General features: G+C 60.0%; 15 protein-coding genes. 3 read left to right on the top strand and 12 right to left on the bottom strand.

Annotation, left to right across the window (positions count from 1 at the left end):
- Nucleotides 1-9: 9 nt before the first annotated feature.
- The 3 genes from BTN45_RS21645 to BTN45_RS21635 form a co-directional block, all read right to left on the bottom strand.
- Nucleotides 10-1,143: an ABC transporter ATP-binding protein gene (locus tag BTN45_RS21645; protein ID WP_006698661.1), complete on the bottom strand. Its 1,134-nt coding sequence runs from the start codon at nt 1,141-1,143 to the stop codon at nt 10-12.
- Nucleotides 1,143-2,996: an iron ABC transporter permease gene (locus BTN45_RS21640; RefSeq protein ID WP_004438246.1), complete on the bottom strand. Its 1,854-nt coding sequence runs from the start codon at nt 2,994-2,996 to the stop codon at nt 1,143-1,145. The genes BTN45_RS21645 and BTN45_RS21640 overlap by 1 nt, the downstream gene beginning before the upstream one ends.
- A 284-nt stretch (nt 2,997-3,280) precedes the next feature.
- Nucleotides 3,281-3,475 (bottom strand): hypothetical protein, encoded by a 195-nt coding sequence (locus tag BTN45_RS21635; protein WP_207590957.1) that lies wholly within the window; start codon nt 3,473-3,475, stop codon nt 3,281-3,283.
- Nucleotides 3,476-3,500: 25 nt separating this feature from the next.
- On the opposite strand from BTN45_RS21635, the gene BTN45_RS21630 reads away from it, so the two are divergent.
- Nucleotides 3,501-4,487 (top strand): LacI family DNA-binding transcriptional regulator, encoded by a 987-nt coding sequence (locus tag BTN45_RS21630; RefSeq protein ID WP_044459769.1) that lies wholly within the window; start codon nt 3,501-3,503, stop codon nt 4,485-4,487.
- Here BTN45_RS21630 and BTN45_RS21625 read toward each other — a convergent pair.
- From BTN45_RS21625 to BTN45_RS21610, 4 genes are all read right to left on the bottom strand, one after another.
- Nucleotides 4,484-6,127 carry a Na/Pi cotransporter family protein gene (locus tag BTN45_RS21625; RefSeq protein WP_022563556.1) on the bottom strand — a complete coding sequence of 548 codons (1,644 nt, stop codon included), beginning with the start codon at nt 6,125-6,127 and terminating at the stop codon, nt 4,484-4,486. The genes BTN45_RS21630 and BTN45_RS21625 overlap by 4 nt on opposite strands.
- A gap of 82 nt (nt 6,128-6,209) precedes the next feature.
- Nucleotides 6,210-7,895, bottom strand: a complete 1,686-nt coding sequence (locus BTN45_RS21620) for a metallophosphoesterase (RefSeq protein WP_207590956.1) — start codon at nt 7,893-7,895, stop codon at nt 6,210-6,212.
- Nucleotides 7,889-8,497, bottom strand: coding sequence for a dual specificity protein phosphatase (locus BTN45_RS21615; RefSeq protein WP_006698666.1), 609 nt, complete (start codon nt 8,495-8,497; stop codon nt 7,889-7,891). The genes BTN45_RS21620 and BTN45_RS21615 overlap by 7 nt, the downstream gene beginning before the upstream one ends.
- Before the next feature lie 48 nt (nt 8,498-8,545).
- Nucleotides 8,546-9,385 (bottom strand): inositol monophosphatase family protein, encoded by an 840-nt coding sequence (locus BTN45_RS21610; protein WP_045534393.1) that lies wholly within the window; start codon nt 9,383-9,385, stop codon nt 8,546-8,548.
- 232 nt (nt 9,386-9,617) lie between these two features.
- Here BTN45_RS21610 and BTN45_RS21605 point away from each other — a divergent pair, with 232 nt between their 5' ends.
- Both BTN45_RS21605 and proP read left to right on the top strand, forming a co-directional pair.
- The gene (locus tag BTN45_RS21605; RefSeq protein WP_004438228.1) at nt 9,618-9,914 is read left to right on the top strand and encodes a PRC-barrel domain-containing protein; all 297 of its coding nucleotides are present in this window, start codon (nt 9,618-9,620) and stop codon (nt 9,912-9,914) included.
- A 165-nt stretch (nt 9,915-10,079) separates the two neighbouring features.
- Nucleotides 10,080-11,600, top strand: a complete 1,521-nt coding sequence (gene proP / locus BTN45_RS21600; RefSeq protein ID WP_037091004.1) for a glycine betaine/L-proline transporter ProP — start codon at nt 10,080-10,082, stop codon at nt 11,598-11,600.
- Nucleotides 11,601-11,704: 104 nt separating this feature from the next.
- Here proP and BTN45_RS21595 read toward each other — a convergent pair whose 3' ends face one another.
- The 5 genes from BTN45_RS21595 to BTN45_RS21575 all read right to left on the bottom strand — a co-directional run bounded on the left by BTN45_RS21595 (nt 11,705) and on the right by BTN45_RS21575 (nt 17,429).
- Nucleotides 11,705-12,430 (bottom strand): SDR family oxidoreductase, encoded by a 726-nt coding sequence (locus BTN45_RS21595; protein WP_037091203.1) that lies wholly within the window; start codon nt 12,428-12,430, stop codon nt 11,705-11,707.
- A 58-nt stretch (nt 12,431-12,488) separates the two neighbouring features.
- Nucleotides 12,489-14,099, bottom strand: a complete 1,611-nt coding sequence (locus tag BTN45_RS21590) for an FGGY-family carbohydrate kinase (protein WP_207590955.1) — start codon at nt 14,097-14,099, stop codon at nt 12,489-12,491.
- Between the two features lie 89 nt (nt 14,100-14,188).
- Nucleotides 14,189-14,920, bottom strand: coding sequence for an SDR family oxidoreductase (locus tag BTN45_RS21585; RefSeq protein WP_004438213.1), 732 nt, complete (start codon nt 14,918-14,920; stop codon nt 14,189-14,191).
- Nucleotides 14,921-14,959: 39 nt separating this feature from the next.
- Complete coding sequence (locus BTN45_RS21580) at nt 14,960-15,937, bottom strand: ribose ABC transporter permease (RefSeq protein ID WP_004438211.1); 978 nt, start codon at nt 15,935-15,937, stop codon at nt 14,960-14,962.
- Entirely contained in the window at nt 15,927-17,429 is a 1,503-nt protein-coding gene (locus tag BTN45_RS21575) for a sugar ABC transporter ATP-binding protein (RefSeq protein ID WP_207590954.1), read from the bottom strand. Before BTN45_RS21575 ends, BTN45_RS21580 begins: the two co-directional genes overlap by 11 nt.
- Nucleotides 17,430-17,469 lie beyond the last annotated feature (40 nt).

Genomic DNA, 17,469 nt, shown 5'->3' with positions numbered 1-17,469 from the left:
GCGGCGTTTTCAGTTGTAGGTGCTGTGGCGCAGAACGGCGTCCGCCTCGGTGATCCTCTGCCCCCTGGCATCGAAGGCGTGAAGGGCTTCGGGCGGCACGTGAAAGAACACGCGGTCGCCGCTGTCGATACGCGGCAGGGAGTGGGTGGTCAGGAACAGCGTGTGGTTCTCGCTTCTGAGTTCGAGAATCCAGCTGCCGCCGGTCGGCAGCACGCCGGTCACCGTCATCTCGCCGGCGAAGCTGCCTTGCGGCACATCCTCGGACTTCATCACATAACCCATGGCTTCCGGCCGCATGCCGATCGAGGCAATGCCGCGCAGTTGCGGATAACGGGTTGCGAAATAGGCTTCCGCGCTGTCCGCTATGTCCGACACCCCGGGCTGGCCGAAAGTCAGTATGTTGATCGGCGGGCTGCCGACGAATTCGGCGACGAAACGATTGGCCGGACGGTCGTAGATATCGTTCGGCGTGCCCATCTGCTGCAGCGTGCCTTCGTTCATGACGGCAATGGTGGTGGCAAGTGTCATGGCTTCCCACTGGTCATGCGTCACAAAGACGATGGTCGTCTTGAATTCCTTGTGCAGCCGCTTCAGCTCGGCGCGCATTTCAAGCCGCAGCCGGGCATCCAGATTGGAGAGCGGCTCATCGAGAAGCAGAACGCCCGGATTGACGGCGAGCATGCGGGCAAGCGCCACACGCTGCTGCTGACCACCGGAAAGCTGCGACGGATAGCGGTCGCGATATTTGGCGATGTCGAGCGCCTGCATGACGCGCTCGACACGGGCTTCACGCTCGGCCTTCGGCAGCTTGCGCAGGCGCAGGCCGAAATCGGTATTGCGCTCGATGGTCAGATGCGGCCATAGCGCGTAGCTCTGGAAAACAAGGCCCATTTCACGTTTTTCCGGCGGCACGAAAATGCCTTCGGTCACGGAATCGATCACCCGGTCGCCGACGCGGATCTCTCCGCCCGAGAGGTTTTCGAGGCCAGCTATCATGCGAAGCGTGGTGGTCTTGCCGCAGCCGGAAGGCCCGAGCAGGCACATGAACTCGCCGTCGCGGATTTCGAGATCGAGATCGGAAACCGCATTCGCGGAATTCACGCCGTAGTTTTTCTGCGCACCGCGCAGGTTGATGGTAGGCATCAGCTTCCAAGTCCTTCTGCAAGATTTGTGCGGGTCAGCTTCTGGGCCAACAGCGTGCCGAAATAGGCAATGGCGGCGATGATCAGCACCACGGCGTTGGCAGCCTGCGTGTAGTGGTAGTCGACCAGCCGCAGCGAATAGGTGGTCAGAACATCCGTGCTCGGCACGGCGAGGATCACGAAGAGGCTGAGACCCTTGATGCCCGAAATGAAGGGCAGGAGAACCCCGGTCACCAGCGACCCTTTCTGGATCGGGATGACGATCGAGATCATGCGGCGGAACCAGCCTGCACCGGCGATCTGGGCAGCCTCTTCCGGGTCCTTTCCAAGCTGCGTCATGGCGGAAATGCCGGCTCGCGAAGCGTAGGGCATCTGGTCAGCGATCAGCGCCAGGATGAGGATCGTCACCGTGCCATAGAGCGCCGGCATCGGCCCACGCGGAACGGCAAAGAGCGACAGATAGGCGGCGGCAAAGGCAATGCCGGGCACGAGATAGGGCAGGAACGTCACCTGTCGCAGGTAGACGGACAGGGCACGCACCGGCGTGCGGATGACGACATAACCAACGAGCAGGCCAAGAATGCCCGATGTGAGCGAGGCAAGCCCGACGATCATCATCGTGTTTTTTGCGGCAGCCCATAGGTCGGGGCTCAGGAGCACGCCGGTCTGCAAGGCGACGGTGTTGAGGTTGCTGCCAATCCAGTAATCGAGGGTGAAGTTGTCGAACGTGAAGCGGGCCGGCATTTTCATGACCGTCGAGAGCGCCAGGGTCAGAAGCGGCAGGCCGACACTGAGAACGAAGATGGCAGCCGCGAAGCCCGTCGCCGGAAGCCGCATCTTGCCGAGACGGCTCTGCCTGTTCATCGAGCCTTTCGAACCAATGGTCACGAAACGGCGGGCTTCGCGAACGAGGCGGGCGTCGATCATGAGCGTGATGATGCCGATGAGCATGATCGAGGCCGCGACGACACCGGCAACACCCGTCTGGCGCGACGCAATGCTGCGGAACAGCGATGTGGAGAGAACCTCGAACTTCACGGGCAGCCCGAGAACATAGGGTACGCCGAACTCGCCAAGGCATTTCGCAAAGATCAGCACCATCGAGGACAATAGCGCCGGGCGCATCAGCGGCAGGATGACCTGCAGGGCGACCTGATAACGATGGGCACCGAGAATGCGGGCGGAATCTTCAAGCTGCGAGTCGAAGCGGCGAAGCGCCGAGCCGAACAGCAGGATGACGAAAGGCGTGTAATGCAGGGCAAGGATTATGGTGATCGGGAAACGTCCGTAAGCGACCCAATCCGGCGGCGTGAGGCCTATCGCCTCGAACCAGCCGGGCTGGCCGCCAACGGTGCGATTTTTAAACAACGTCGTCCAGGCGAGCGCGAAGGTCCAGGCCGGCAGCATATAGGGCACGATCAAGGCCGTGGCGAACCAGCGGCGGCCGAACATGTCCGTTCTGCTGATAAGCCAGGCAAGAACGGTGCCGATGACGAGCGAAAGCGCAATCGCCCCGAATGCGACGGTCAACGTATTGAAGAGCGGACGCCAGAAAAGATCCGATGCGACGGGCGAAAAAAACGCCCTGTCGAGATAATAAAGCGTGAGATCGCCGACATCCTTGCCGAGGCGCCGTTCGTGGCCGAACTGGACGCGGACGGCATCGAGAATGATCGAAATGATCGGAACGACGATCAGATAGGTGAAAAGCAGAGCCGTCAGAACGCCGATCAGCGTCGTAGGCTCCCTGAGTGCGACCTTGAGACGATACCGCCAGGCCTGCCATGCCGAAGGCGCGGTCGTCGGGGGACTTCCCAGCGCCTCCGCCTTCGTCGATTCGCTTAAAAGAGCCATTCTCTCTCCCCATATGGCCACGCTTTGCCCTCACGCGCCGGCAAAAACCTGCCTTCGCGCGACCCGTAGAACAGGCGGCGCGTGCGTAACCTTCAGCAATGCATCTATGCTTCAGAAGCGGGTGTTTTACCCGCTCACAACGATGATCCCAGCTCCTCCCGAAAACATCGCGGGCAAAGCGATTATGGAATAAAAATTCCATATATCACTCTACCTTGGAATGCATGATCCGCCTTAAAAGACGTTTTGTCAATGAAAAAATGCACACGTGATCATTAACTTATTTATCTGTTTTCAAACGTTTTTTTGTCACAAAACTGTAATTTTTGAACGGCGCCGGGCAGGAAATGTTTTTCCTGTCCCGACGCCTGTGGAACGGATTGGATATTTCCTGAAACGCCAGAGAGCTTTTCTAAAGGGTGACGGGGTGCTGGTGAAATTGGAATAGCCGACATCCCGTAGCCTGTGATATCAGGCATTGGATTTCGGAACCGGGGGAGTCGGATGGCAAGAGGGTTCGTGACGGCCGAAGAGGTGGCGAAAAAGGCCGGGGTTTCACGCTCCGCCGTCTCTCGTACCTTCACACCCGGCGGCAGCGTATCGAAGGCCGTCCGGCGCAAGGTGCTGAAAGCCGCACAGGAACTCGGCTACCGCGTCAACCGTCTGGCGCAGGGTCTCAACAACGACCGCTCCAATCTCATCGGGGTCGTCGGTGCCAATCTCAGCTCCCCATTTATTTCAAAACAGCTCGATCTCCTCAGCATCGGCCTCCTGCGCCGGGGCTTGCAATGCCTGTTGCTGAATGCGGCAGATGCCCGCAAGGACATTGCGCCGCTGATCGAGCTTCTCTTCGAATTCCGCGCGCAGGCCATCGTGGTCCTTTCCGGCGAACCGCCGGCTTCGATCGTCGATGAATGCATCGCCAATGGCGTGCGCCTCATTCTCATAAATCAGCGTCTTGATCGCACCGACACGAATATGGTGTTGAGCGACGATTCCCATGGCGCCGATCTTGCCGCCATGCGGCTTGTGGCGGCGAAATGCAGGAAAGTCGCGGTCGTTTCCAGCGGTAGCCAGACGCCGGCTCAGCTGCGCCGCGCCGGTGCCTTCACCCAGCGCATGACGGTTGAAGGTATCGAGGTCGTGCCCTGGTCCGGTGGTCCGACCAGCTATGACAGCGGCTATCAGGCCGGCTGCGAATTGCTGGCGGACAAGTCCATCGATGGCGCTTTCTGCGTGACCGATCTGCTCGCGCTCGGCTTCATGGACGCCGCGCGTCTTGAAATGGGCCGCCGGGTGCCGGAAGACATCTCGATCGTCGGCTTCGACGACATTCCGCAGGCGGGCTGGAAAAGCTACCAGCTGACGACCGTTGCCCAGTCCTTCGACGCGTTGACGGAGAAGGTCCTGACCGCTCTTGACAGCGACGAGCCGGAAACGCGGCTCCAGGTCGTGCCCGTTTCCATGGTGGAGCGCATTACCGCACGCTAACCCGCCTGCCGGATCCGGCTTTCGATCAGCAGCCCGCTCTCATCGAGAATCGGGTGGGCAACGGCTGCAAGATGGGCGTTGATGCGCTTGAGATCACGCAACATGTCCAGATGCACCGAACTCGTCTGAATGCTGTCAACCCGGCCGTCGCGCAGGCGCTGGAGATGGCTTTCCGACGATTGTTTTTCCAGCCGCCGCACATCTTCCTTCACTTCCACCAACCGACGGGCAAGATCGGCGTTGCGAGTGGCGAAAACGGACTGTGCCATGCGGATATTATCGAGCGTGACGGCAAAAAGACGCTCAAGTTCACTTTTCCCATCATCGGAAAAGCGGAGGCCGAGATCGATCTTCTTGGCGATCTCCGGACGGATGCCTTTCTCGATGATATCGCCGATATGTTCGAGATTGATGGCATATTCGACAATATCCATCGCACGGCGCTGGTCCTTGCGGGCCAGGCCATTCTGTCCGACCTTCGAGACATAAACCTTGATTTCATGCTGCAAGCGGTCGACCCGGCCCTCCAGGCTGCTGATATCGTTGAGCTTTGCGGCATCACTGTCCCGCATGGCCTCACTCGCCTGCCGCAGCATAAGCTCGATCAGGTCGCCGACCAGCAGCACCTCGCGGCTTGCGCCGGCAAGCGCCGCAACCGGTTGATCGAGATCGTGACTGTCGAGATAGCTGTGATTGTTTTCGGTGCTCTCTCTGTCCGGCAGCAGCATCGTCGTTACTCGCAGAAGCACTGGCGAGAGCGGCCACGCGAAGGCGGCAACAGCGAAATTGAAGGCGAGATGCGCATCCACCGCTAGATTCGCATGCGAAAAGGGTGACATGTCCAGCAGGGCCGCGGCATATCCGGCGAGCGGCAGCGCTGCGAGGCAGCCGATGGCCCTGACGACGAGATTTCCCACCGTCACCCGGCGTGCCGCGATCGGGGCTTTCAGCGTCGCCAGTACCGGCGGCACCGCGCCGCCGAGATTGGCGCCGAGCACCAGAACGATCACGAGGCTCGTTTCCATGCCGCCGCTGGCGGCAAGCGACAGGATCAGAACGACGATGGCGAGACTGGAGGAGGCAAGAACAGCAAGGACGGCGGAGAAGATCAGCGCCACAGGCCAGGCATCACCGAGCATGCCGATAAAGAGACCCAGTGCTGGCGACTGCCTGATGGGATCAGTTGCAGCCGAGAGAAGATGAAGGGACAGCAGCATGAGACCGACACCGGCCACCGCCGCCCCGCCTCCCTGCCGCTGCACCGATTTGCCACGCGACAGGATGACACCCGCAAGGATGAGCAACGGCGACAGCCAGCCAAGCCCGAGAGCGACAATCCACGCCGTCATCGCAGTTCCGACATTGGCGCCGAGCAGGACGATCTGCGCCATGGCCGGCGCGATGAGGTCCTTCTCGACGAAAGAGGCGACCATCAGCGCGGTGGCAGTGGAACTCTGCAAGGCGATTGTCGCCACGAGACCAGCGAAGAAGGAACGATACCGGCCGCGCGTGCCGGCGGCCAGACCGATGCGGAGCCTCGCACCAAAGGCGCGTGACATGCCATCCTTTATCTGCGCAAGCCCGAAAAGCAGCAAAGCCACGGCGCCGAACAGGTTGATGCCGACAACGACCGATTCCATTCAATCCCCCCGCCTGCCGTCCCGGCGGCCGGACAGCAATCAACCCAGCCATGATAGACCGCCCCTTCCGCAAATCGTCGGATCAAACCGCAACGCGTTCACGCTGCGACCCGAGCCGAAGCGTAATGTCGCGCGGGCTGCCTTCTGCACGCTCAAGAAATAGGCCGAGCGCTCCGAGGAAGATTTCGATAAAACTCCTGACTGACCCGTCGTGACGATCCGGCGCGCGGCCGAAACGCTGCGCCAATTTCCGATAGAGGCAGAGCCGCTCATGCGGGATATGCGGCAGGGCTAGACCCGCCGCCTGTCGCAGGCAATACCAGTCGGCAATCAGCTCGAACATGGGCAATTCGAATGACAGCGCAAGTCCATCAGACAGTTCGCGGCCATCCTGCCCAAGCAGGAGGAGAACCTCCTGCACGGTTTTGTCGGAGATTGCCGCAACGATCTCTGCCGGCCATTCCTTGCTGAAATAGCGATGCCTGATCAGCGCCCGCTTGTGGCCAAGCAGGAACCCACCATAATCACCGGCTGCAAAAGACGGGTCGTCCTCTTCACCTGCCAGTACCGTCTCCTGCGCGTAACCCTGGCAAATACGGTCATTGACCGGCAGAGCGGTCATTTCCACCGTTTCCACGCTGATGTCCTGCCGGGCTGGATGGATGACCTTGAATCCGGGAGGAAAGGCGACGAGCGAAGGGACGGCAATATTGGTGAGCGACCTATCACCCTCCCCACCCTGCGTCACGCCCTCGACATGCAGGTGCCCGCTGAAATGGACGGTTAACCCAGCCCGCACCAGCGCGTCTTCCACCGCTTTGCGTGGCGTACGGCGCACGACATTGGTTTCACCGAACAGGGCACCTTCGGCACGGCTTGCTCCATCGAAGGGATCGAGCACCGGATAATGGGAAAAGCCGAGCAAGGTCTTGCCGAGCAGCTCCGCCCTGTGGCGCACGTCGGCAATCCAGTCAATGATGAAGGGCTTGCAACGCAGGAGCGCGTTCCAGCCACCCGAAGTGCTGTCGGTAAAGGCGGCTTCCTCACCTCGCTGAAAGACACCGTCGCGCGGCTCGAAAATATTCGCATCGATCATCAGGAGCCAGAGGCCCTCTTCCGGCTCGACAAGATAGGAGGCGTCCATCAAGCGATAGATATTCCGCCCATCGGGAGAGCGCACGTCGTAGAGCCGGTCTTCCGGCGCGTCGGACGCGCCGAAGGGCGTCTCCCAATGCAGATAATCCGGCTGGCGGAAATAACCGAAAGCCCCCATCGGATCGAGGCCGGCGGGATAACCTTCGCAGTACATGCGGTCGGTTATGACGACCCCTTCCCCGGTGCGGCGCGCATCGCTGGAAACCAGGACGCCTTTGCCGTTCTCCGTCAGGAATTCCTTGGTGTGATTTCGGCCGCAAGGGCCGAAAATGTCATGGTTCCCGGGCAGCGCATAAAAAGCGGTGCCATGGGTATCGCGATGGCGTTCCAGAATGCCCTTCAGCGTTTCAGTCGTCACCCGCTGGCCGTCATCGGTATAATCGCCGAGCAGCACCACATGGCGAATGCCACGCTGGCGCACCTCTTCCAGCGCCGCATGCAATGCATCCGCGCTCTCGTTGAAAACCCGGGTGGATTCACGCGTTTCCGACCAGCTGCGCATGGTGATGCGCTCGCCTTCGATTTCGATGCCGGGAAACCCGAAATCCGCTGAAGTATCATGAAAATGCGCATCGGCAATGACGGCAACGGAAGGCAGCATATGTGTCAGCATGATTGCGCGATCTTTCTGCCCTCAACCAAGTCGATCCATTCGGAAGCACGGCGGGCGGCGGCATAAAGCATCGGTTTCGGCGTCTCGAACCATTCGTCAGGCCGCAATTCCCGTTTCGTGCGGATCACGGCCAGCGCATCGTCGAGGGTCGGATAGAGGTCGGGCTGCTGCTTGTGCAGGAAAAGCGCCACCAGCGAGACGGAACGGCTGCGGCCGCTGCGGCAGTTGACAAGCACATTGCCGCCATCGACAAAGGGATAAGTCTCCCGCTTCGGCATGGTCTGGCGAAGTGCGCCATCGAGTATGTAATAAGCGCCCAGCATCATGGTGTCAGGGCTGCCATCGCCGTCGATCAGGCCAAGCTTGTAATAGCGGATGTCACCATAACCCACAGCCCGCCGGTCGCCTTCTTCGGCCATCGTCTGCACGAGATTGATATCAAGATTGACGGCGCAATTAACGACGGTCGTAATGCCGTGCCGGCGCAGAAGCTCCCGGTCGCCAGCACCATCGCTGCCGCCGATGTAAAGGGCGGCATTATGCGGACCGAGCCCTTCCGCAATCAGGCTGATTGCCGGGCGGGCATAAACGGGTCCATCCATTTCATTCCTCCACATGCGCGAACACCCCGAACAGGTGTTCGCCTGAAATCAGGCCGAGGCGGCGCGCTGCCGGTCCGACGGCGTCCTTTCGGCAAGGGGTATATTCGCTGCCTGGCTGACGCCTCTGGCAACACCGCGGGCCGCAGCCAGAACAGGCCCGCCATCCCGAAGACTGCCAATCTCCAGAAATGGGCAGACATCGCCGCCAGCTTCGCTGACGAGTAGCAAGCCTGCAAGACAATCCCATGAATTCATATGCAATTCGAGATAGGCGTCGGAACGACCGTCGGCCACATAGGCAAGCGCCAGCGCTCCAGAGCCTGCACGACGAACATTGCTGCCCATATCGAGCAGCTTCCTGACGATATCGAGATATGTGGAATTCGCGACCCGGGTCGACCAGCCCATCTCGATCGATGACGCATCAAAGCGCGTCGTTTCCGCGGTTTGAATCGGCTGCCCGTTGCGCGTTGCTCCTTCACCGCGACGCGCGAAATAAAGCTCGTCAAGCGCAGGATTATAGATCGCGCCGATTTCCGTTCGCCCCTTCTCGACATAAGCAATGGAGATGCAGAAATGCGGGATGCCACGCGCGAAATTCGCGGTACCGTCAACGGGATCGACGACCCACACCCGATCGCCGATCTCACCGCCGCCTTCTTCACCAAAGAAACTATCGTCTGGGAAACAAGCCGAGATCGCCCCGCGAATATGCGCCTCGGAAGCCGCATCGGTCACTGTCAGAAAATCCTGCGGCCCCTTCATGGAGAAGCTTCGCGTCGCCTCACCCTGAAAACCTTTGAGTACCAGTTCGCCGGCGGATAAAATAACGCTGCGGCACAGTTCAGCGCGAGCTGCCAATGTATCCGGATAGGGCATCGAGTCCATGCGCAAAACCATTTCTTTTGAGTGAACGCGTGTTCATATTGCACACGCGTTCATTAATTTCAAGAGGGTTTTCTCGGTCAAACATGACTATCGAATGACAAAGTATCGACATGTTCATTCCGGAAGCGTGCAGGTCTGTTCGCAAGGCAGCGCAATGACTGCGAGCAACAGCCAATGGAACGGTTTTGCAACGCGGGAGTTTCGTTCCTGTAAACCACGACAGGAGGAAAAAATGGATCACAGCAATCACGTACGTCTGGTTGAAACCGAACTGACGCCGTCGGTTCTAGAAGGCGCGACCGTCTATGGCGCCGATGACCACAAGGTCGGGAAGGTTGACCACGTACACGGCGTCGGCGCCGGCAGCACGGCGATCATCGATGTCGGCGGCTTTCTCGGCATCGGCGCAAAGCCCGTCGCAGTTCCGCTCAGCGATCTCGATTTTATGCGCGATGAGGACGGCGATGTCCACGCGGTGACCTCATGGACGAAGGATCAGTTGAAGGACATGCCCGAGCATCGTCACTGAATACATCCCACCAGATTTCAGAAGCGCCCGGCCATTGCCGGGCGTTCGTTTATTGGGGCACACCCCGCCCCCGCACCGCTTCCGCCTGCAAATGGAACACATGCGCATGTCACGCATTTTCACGTCGCGCAATAAATGGTTGCAAGGCATTCAAGGGGACAACAATTGAACAGTCAGATTCAGGCCAGCCCGCTGAGCATTGACGACGTGACCGTCATCGATGACGAGAAAGTCAAAAAAGCCGTGACGGCAGCCGCCCTCGGAAATGCCATGGAGTGGTTCGATTTCGGTGTTTACGGCTTTGTCGCTTACGCCGTTGGGAAGGTCTTCTTTCCGGAGGCTGCCCCCGCCGTTCAGACAGTGGCGGCACTTGCGACATTTTCGGTGCCGTTTCTCATTCGTCCGCTAGGTGGCGTTTTCTTCGGGGCGATGGGCGACAGGTTTGGGAGGCAGAAAGTCCTCTCTCTCACCATTATCATCATGGCGGCCAGCACCTTCTGCATCGGCCTCATTCCGGGTTATGCGACCATCGGCATCTGGGCCCCTATCCTCTTGCTGCTCTGCAAGCTCGTTCAGGGCTTTTCCGTGGGCGGAGAATATACCGGTGCGGCCATCTTCGTGGCGGAATATGCGCCCGACCGCAAACGCGGTTATCTCGGCAGCTGGCTCGATTTCGGCTCGATTGCCGGTTTTGTGCTTGGCGCGGGACTGGTGGTGCTGCTCAGCACCGCCATGGGCGAGGCGAAATTTCTCGACTGGGGCTGGCGCATTCCGTTCTTCCTTGCCGCTCCGCTCGGACTGATCGGCCTTTATCTTCGCCACGCCGCGGAGGAGACGCCGGCTTTCACCGAACGCCTTCACCGCGCTGAAGAGGAGGACCGTCAGTCGCTGAAGGAACGGCCCATGGTCCCCATCGCGGAGATCACCAGCAAACATCTCCGTTCGCTGGCAATCTGCATCGGCATGGTTCTCGTCACCAATGTCACCTACTACATGCTGCTGACTTACATGCCCACATACCTGTCAAAGACGCTGAATTACAGCGAGGATCACGGCGTCCTCATCATCATCGCCGTCATGGTGGGTATGCTGTTCGTCCAGCCGGCCATCGGGCTTTTGAGCGACCGGATAGGCCGCAAACCTTTCCTCGCTGTCGGCAGCACGGCGATCTTTTTTCTCTCGCTACCGGCTTTCCATCTCATCGCCAGCGGGCAGGTGGTCCAGATTTTCTTTGGCTTGCTTATTCTTGCCGTCGCGCTGAACTGCCTGATCGGAATCATGGCCTCGACCTTGCCCGCTCTGTTCCCGGCGCGCATACGCTATAGCGCCTTGGCGATCGCGTTCAACATCTCGATCATCGTCGCCGGTCTGACGCCAACGGTCACGGCCTGGCTGGTGGAGGCGACGGACAACATCTATATGCCGGCCTATTACCTCATGGTCGCCGCTGTGTTCGGCATTGTCACGACCTTCTTCCTGAAAGAGACGGCGAACCGGCCTCTCTATGGCGATACGCCCAACGCCTCCAGCCGCAAGGAGGCGAAATCGCTTCTCGCCGCGCAATATCTGCACATCGAAAAAAGCGTTGAAGAGATTGACGAGGAGCTTCTCAAACTGGAACAGCAGAAAGAAATTCTGCAGGCGAAACGCAGTCAGCTCGTCGGCCGGCACCCGGACCTGAACTGACTCCATCCGCCATAGATGAAATGCGCGGGCAATGCGTATCGCACCCCGCGCATCGATCTTTTCAGGTTTCAATCGGCCTGCGCCGAGAGCAGCTGTTGTTTTGCTCAAACGGCGAGGAAGCCACCGTCCACTGGCAATACGGCGCCGGAAATCATCTTGCTGTCATCGGAAAGCAGCAGCGCGATGCTCTGCGCCACCTCTTCGGCTTCTGCGAAGCGGTTGAGCGGATGACGCACCATCATAGGCTGGCTTTTGACCGGATCGTTCCATGCTTCCGCAGCCAGTTCAGTGAGTGTGATGGTGGGCGCGACGGCATTGACGCGAATACCATGCGGGCCAAGTTCCTTGGCAAGCACGCGGGTTGCGCCCTCAAGCCCGGCCTTGGACGCCGCATAACACAGGTGATCCTGAAAGCCGCGATGCCCTGCAATCGAGGTGATGTTGACGATGGCGCCGCCGCCGCCCCTTGCAACACGGGCGCGGGCGAATTCCTGGCAGGTGATGATGGCTGCGCGCAGATTGATGCCCAGCACGGCCTCGTAGCCTGCGTCGCTCATGTCAAGCACACTTTCCAGCACGTTGATGCCGGCGCTGTTGATCAGGAAATCGCAGGTGCCGGCTTCGGCCATGGCGGCGCGGGTGGCGGCGACGTCGGCAAGATCGGCACGGATCGAACGTCCGCCGATTTCGCTTCTGAGGCTGTCGAGATCGGACTGCGTGCGGCTGATCGCCACGACCTCCGCACCACGTGCGGCCATCAGCTGCGCGCAGGCGCGGCCGATGCCTTTGCCTGCGCCGGTGATGATGACGGATTTTCCGGAAAACTGCATGGAATCCTCGTTATTTGCGGCCAATGCGGCCGGATGATCTAAGTTATTTTGACGGCGCTCAGGAATGGCTAGCGGAACGAATGGCGCGGGCCGCATTCTGCAGCGTCAGAAACGCGTCGTAACGCGCTTGGTGAACCCTCTGGAAACCAGGATCGGGCGTTGCACTGCTGCCAATACGCGACATTGCCGGCATCGCCGCCATCAGGTCCGGATAAGTCCCTGCGGCGACGGCGCCCAACATGGCGGAACCCAGAAGCACCGGCTCCTCGCATTCGGTCAATTCGACGGGAAGCCCGGTCGCATCGGCCAGCAACTGCCGTGCAAGCGGGTGGGCACCCGCACCGCCGCTGACGCTGATGGTTTCCACCGGCGCGCCGTTGCGGGCCTGCGTTTCGATGATCTGACGAAGCCCGTAACCAAGGCCGAGAAGCCCGGCCACATAAAGCGCGACAAGGGAATCCACGCCGGTTTCCATGCCATACCCGGCAACCACCGCGCGGGCATGGGGATCGGCGAAGGGTGCACGGTTGCCGAGAAATTCCGGCACCACATGAAAATCCTCTGCAAGCTTTGCTGCGGCGGAAGCGGATTCGGCGAGGCCGAGGGCGCGGTCGGCAAGCCAGACCGGTAAGGCTTTGCCATCCTTCTCGGCAAGCACCTTCGCTTCGGGGGCTGCCGGATGTAGCTGAACCAGATAATCGATGGCCGCACCGGCAGCAGACTGGCCGCCTTCATTCAGCCACGCACCGGGAACCATGGCCGAGTAATAAGGCCCCCAGACGCCAGGCACGAAAGCGGGTTCGGCTGTCGTCGTCATGGTACAGGACGAGGTCCCGAAAACATAACCAAGGCATTTCGAAGCATCGCCACCCGCAGCAACCGTACCGACGCCGCCGGCGTGGGCATCAATCAGGCCCGCAGCAACGGCGGTGCCTGCGACCAGCCCCATCGCCTTTGCGGCGTCTTCTGTCAGACCGGAGCCGAGCGCCGTGCCCGGATGGACGACACTTTCACCGATGCGGCGGAAGCCCTGTTCCGCCAGATCGCCAAGGCCAATATTGTTGAAATATTCCGAATCCCAGCGGTTCTCGTGGGCGAGATAGGTCCATTTGCAGGTGACCGTGCAGGCGGATCGATCAAGTGCACCGGAGGCTTTCCAAGTGAGAAAATCCGTCAGGTCAAAGAAGTGTTCGGCACGGGCATAGACATCCGGTCGATTTTCCCGAAGCCACAAAAGCTTCGGCGTCTGCATTTCGGGAGAGATGCGGCCACCGACATATTTGAGAACCGCATGTTCTCCGGCATTGATGCGCTCCGCCTGTTCAACGGCACGGTGATCCATCCAGACGATGATATCGCGTTCGGGATGATCGGCAGCGCCAACTGGCAGGGTCTCATCGTCCGGCCCGCGAACGACGAGTGAGCAGGTGGCATCGAAACCGATGCCGGCAACTTCGACAGGATCGATACCAGCGCGTGAGACGCTATCCCGGACGCTGTCGCAAACCGCCTGCCACACTTCCGCGCTCGATTGCTCGGCAATGCCGCCATCTTCGCGATGCATGCTGATCGGACGCTTGGCGGTGGCGAGAAGCTTGCCCGAGACGTCGAAGACACCGGCCCGCGCCGAGCCGGTCCCGACATCGACACCAACGAGATAGGAAGCCATTTGTGATACTCCTCGGAGCGGATGATCCGGTACTTGAACAGATTTGAGCGGCGGAACCGTTTCCGGTTTTCCCGCCGCTCCAGACGTTTTTAAACGCGGTCGAAGTTGGTCGGCAAGACCAGCATGTCGCGGATGGTAACGGTGCGCTTGCGTGTCAGCATGTAGACAACGGCATCGGCCACTTCGCTCGCATCGATGAGGCTGCCCGATTCCTTGGCCTTTCGGAGGTTTTCCTCCGGCCAATCGGCCAGCAGTGCGGAAACGACCGGGCCGGGGGAGACCTGCGCAACGCGCACGCCGTGCGGGATCATCTGGCGGCGCATGCCCTGCACGAAGCTGGTGATCGCCCATTTCGAGCCGGAATAGACCGGCTCCCAATAGGTCGGGAAGTGGCCGGCGATAGAGCAGGTGACGATGATATCGCCGGTCTTGCGCTCCGACATGTGCGGTACGACGGCATGAACGTTCTTCATGACGGCGTTGACGTTGAGATTGAGCATCTTGTCGATGGCTTCCGGCGTCGTCTCGGTAAGATCGCCGCCGATATAGGTGCCGGCGTTGCAATAGAGAATGTCGATATGATCGACCTTCTTGAGGATCTCAGGGATCATCGCGTTGCAGCTGTCGGCATCGAGCAGATTGGTGACCTGCGGGATGGCACGGTCGCCAAGCTTGGCAACCAGATCGTTCAGGGCCTTCTCGTTCCAGTCGACCATCACAACGGTCGCGCCCTGTTCCAACAGCGCTTCTGTGGTGGCAAGCCCGATGCCGGATGCGGCGCCGGTGATGACCGCAATCTTGCCTTGCAGCGATTCAGACATTTAATTCTCCTGCGTTTATGAAGATATTTCCGGGCCGGCTTAGCGCCATTCCCGTCCGATATAGATGGCCAGCAGGATGATGCCGCCCTTGATGACATCCTGCAGATAGGGGTTGATGCCCATCAGGTTGAGGCCGTTATTGAGAATGCCGAGCAGCACCGCGCCGATGAGCGTGCCGAGAATGAGGCCCCTGCCGCCTGCAATCGCCGTGCCGCCAAGAACAACGGCCGCGATGGCATCGAGTTCGAAGCCGACACCGGCATTGGGCTGACCGCTCATCAGGCGACCGGTGAGGATCAGTGCCGCAAATGCTGCCGTGACGCCCGAGATGCCATAGACGGCAAGCTTGACGCGCTGGGTCTTCACGCCCGAAAGACGGGCTGCCAGCTCGTTTCCGCCGAGCGCATAGACGTGGCGGCCGAAAGCGGTGCGCTGCAACAGCACCCAGGCGATGGCGTAGATCACCACCATGATGACGACTGGGACGGGAACCACACCGATACGGCCGACACCAAACCAGGAAATCCAGCTCGGAATACCGCTGACGGGGTAGCCGCCGGAATAGATAAGGCCAAGGCCACGGGCCATGCCCATGGTGGCGAGCGTGACGATGATGGCGGGCATCTTGCCCCAGGCGACAAGCGCCCCGTTGAAGATGCCGATGCCGAGACCGATGAACAGGCCGGCCGGCAGCGCAATTGCAGGCGAGAGGCCGGTGTTCACCATCAGGCCAGCGGAAAGCGTTCCGATAAGCGCCATGACAGCGCCGACCGACAGGTCGATACCGCCGGTCAGAATGACGAAAGTCATGCCGACGGCCAGAATGCCAACGACGGAAACCTGCCGCAACACGTTCATGATGTTGTTGAGGCTGAAGAAATTGTCGCTCGCAAGCCCCATCAGGATGGATACGACAATCAGACCCGCCAGCGGCAGGGCGAGCGGCGAGCGCAGCATGGCACTGAGACTGAAACCGCCCGTTTTCGCGGCAACGCCGGTGTTTGCATCAAGCGACATGTTCAACTCTCCCGGTGGTGGCGTTTGTCATTATTGTTTCTGAATTGATGTCGTCTCCCTCGACCGTGGCAACGATGCCGCCGGACCGGAAGACGCAGACCCTGTCGGACATGCCGATGACTTCCGGCAGTTCCGAGGAGATCATGATGATCGAATGGCCCCTGGCAGCAAATTCGCGCATCAGCGAATAGATTTCTGCCTTCGCTCCGACATCGATGCCACGTGTCGGTTCATCGAAGATCAGCACGCGCATGTCGTGGTTCAGCCAGCGCGCGATAACGATCTTCTGCTGGTTGCCGCCGGACAGCGTGTCGACGCGGGCGTAAGGCCCTTGTGCCTTCACCTGCACCTGCGCCATGGCCTTTGTCGTGTACTCCAGTTCCTTCTTGAGATCGAGGAACCAGTGCGCCTTGCGGTATTTGCCGTAATTGTTGAGCGAGATATTCTGCAGGATGGAGAAGCTGGTGATCAGGCCCTCTTCCTTGCGGCTTTCCGGCAGCAGGCCAATGCCGCGCATCAGCGCATCATCGGGGCCGGAAAAACGCGTCTCCACACCATCGAGCTTGATCTTGCGGCGCGAGGCTGAATGCGCCCCTAGCATGGCGAGAACAGTTTCCGTGCGGCCTGAGCCAACGAGCCCGGCAAAACCAAGAATTTCGCCCTTGCGCAGCGCGAAACGCGAGACAGGGCCGCCCTTCTTCAATTGCAGCTCCTCGACTTCAATCACCTTTGCGGCAGAAGGATCAAGTTGCGGCTTGGGCGGGAAGCTGGCTTCGATGCGCCGGCCGACCATCATCTCCACCAGCCGATCGTTATCGACCTCCGAGGTCAGGCACGAGCCGATCAACTCGCCATCGCGCAGAACGGTAATGCGGTCGCAGATCTCGAATATTTCTTCGAGGTGGTGCGAAATGAAGATGATTGCCACGCCCTGACGGCGCAACTCACGCATGACCTTGAACAGATGTTCGGTCTCGGAAGGCGTCAGTGTGGCGGTGGGTTCGTCGAGCACGAGAATGCGGGCATCAAGCGACAGCGCCTTGGCGATTTCGACAAATTGCTGCTGGGCGACGGACAGGCGATGCACCGGCACGTCCAGCGGAACATCCACGGCGAGCCGGCCCATGATTTCGGCTGCGCGCTTGCGCATCGCGCCCTTGTTCAGAAGGCGCAGTGGCCCGCGAATTTCGCGGGCGAGGAACATGTTTTCAACGGCGTTGAGATAAGGGATCAGGCTGAATTCCTGAAACACGATGCCGACACCGGCGGCAATCGCCTCATCGTAATTGGCGAAGCGGCGATCCTTGCCGTCAATGCGGATCGTTCCCTCGGATGGCTGCAAAATGCCGCACAGGATCTTCATCAGCGTCGATTTGCCGGCGCCGTTTTCGCCCAGAAGCGCATGCACCTCGCCGGCGCGCGCCTCAAGGTCGACGCCACGCAGGACTTCGATCTTGCCAAAGCTTTTTCTTATTCCATTCAGTTCCAGCATTTCACCCTCCTCAATGGTCGGGATTTAACCCCGCCCCCAT

The organism is Rhizobium sp. ZX09 (genome assembly GCF_017357485.1).
Lineage (GTDB): Bacteria > Pseudomonadota > Alphaproteobacteria > Rhizobiales > Rhizobiaceae > Agrobacterium > Agrobacterium pusense.
Note: the sequence above shows the minus strand (reverse complement) of the source record. Positions and strands in the feature narration are given on the sequence as shown.

Excerpts from the sequence above, each read along its gene's own strand:
- BTN45_RS21640 (WP_004438246.1), bottom strand. The coding sequence starts at position 2,996 with ATGGCTCTTTTAAGCGAATCGACGAAGGCGGAGGCGCTGGGAAGTCCC.
- BTN45_RS21610 (WP_045534393.1), bottom strand. The coding sequence starts at position 9,385 with ATGGACTCGATGCCCTATCCGGATACATTGGCAGCTCGCGCTGAACTG.
- BTN45_RS21580 (WP_004438211.1), bottom strand. The coding sequence starts at position 15,937 with ATGTCGCTTGATGCAAACACCGGCGTTGCCGCGAAAACGGGCGGTTTC.
- BTN45_RS21645 (WP_006698661.1), bottom strand. The coding sequence starts at position 1,143 with ATGCCTACCATCAACCTGCGCGGTGCGCAGAAAAACTACGGCGTGAAT.
- BTN45_RS21630 (WP_044459769.1), top strand. The coding sequence starts at position 3,501 with ATGGCAAGAGGGTTCGTGACGGCCGAAGAGGTGGCGAAAAAGGCCGGG.
- BTN45_RS21605 (WP_004438228.1), top strand. The coding sequence starts at position 9,618 with ATGGATCACAGCAATCACGTACGTCTGGTTGAAACCGAACTGACGCCG.
- BTN45_RS21575 (WP_207590954.1), bottom strand. The coding sequence starts at position 17,429 with ATGCTGGAACTGAATGGAATAAGAAAAAGCTTTGGCAAGATCGAAGTC.
- BTN45_RS21625 (WP_022563556.1), bottom strand. The coding sequence starts at position 6,127 with ATGGAATCGGTCGTTGTCGGCATCAACCTGTTCGGCGCCGTGGCTTTG.
- BTN45_RS21620 (WP_207590956.1), bottom strand. The coding sequence starts at position 7,895 with ATGCTGACACATATGCTGCCTTCCGTTGCCGTCATTGCCGATGCGCAT.
- BTN45_RS21585 (WP_004438213.1), bottom strand. The coding sequence starts at position 14,920 with ATGTCTGAATCGCTGCAAGGCAAGATTGCGGTCATCACCGGCGCCGCA.
- BTN45_RS21635 (WP_207590957.1), bottom strand. The coding sequence starts at position 3,475 with ATGCCTGATATCACAGGCTACGGGATGTCGGCTATTCCAATTTCACCA.
- BTN45_RS21590 (WP_207590955.1), bottom strand. The coding sequence starts at position 14,099 with ATGGCTTCCTATCTCGTTGGTGTCGATGTCGGGACCGGCTCGGCGCGG.
- BTN45_RS21595 (WP_037091203.1), bottom strand. The coding sequence starts at position 12,430 with ATGCAGTTTTCCGGAAAATCCGTCATCATCACCGGCGCAGGCAAAGGC.
- BTN45_RS21615 (WP_006698666.1), bottom strand. The coding sequence starts at position 8,497 with ATGGATGGACCCGTTTATGCCCGCCCGGCAATCAGCCTGATTGCGGAA.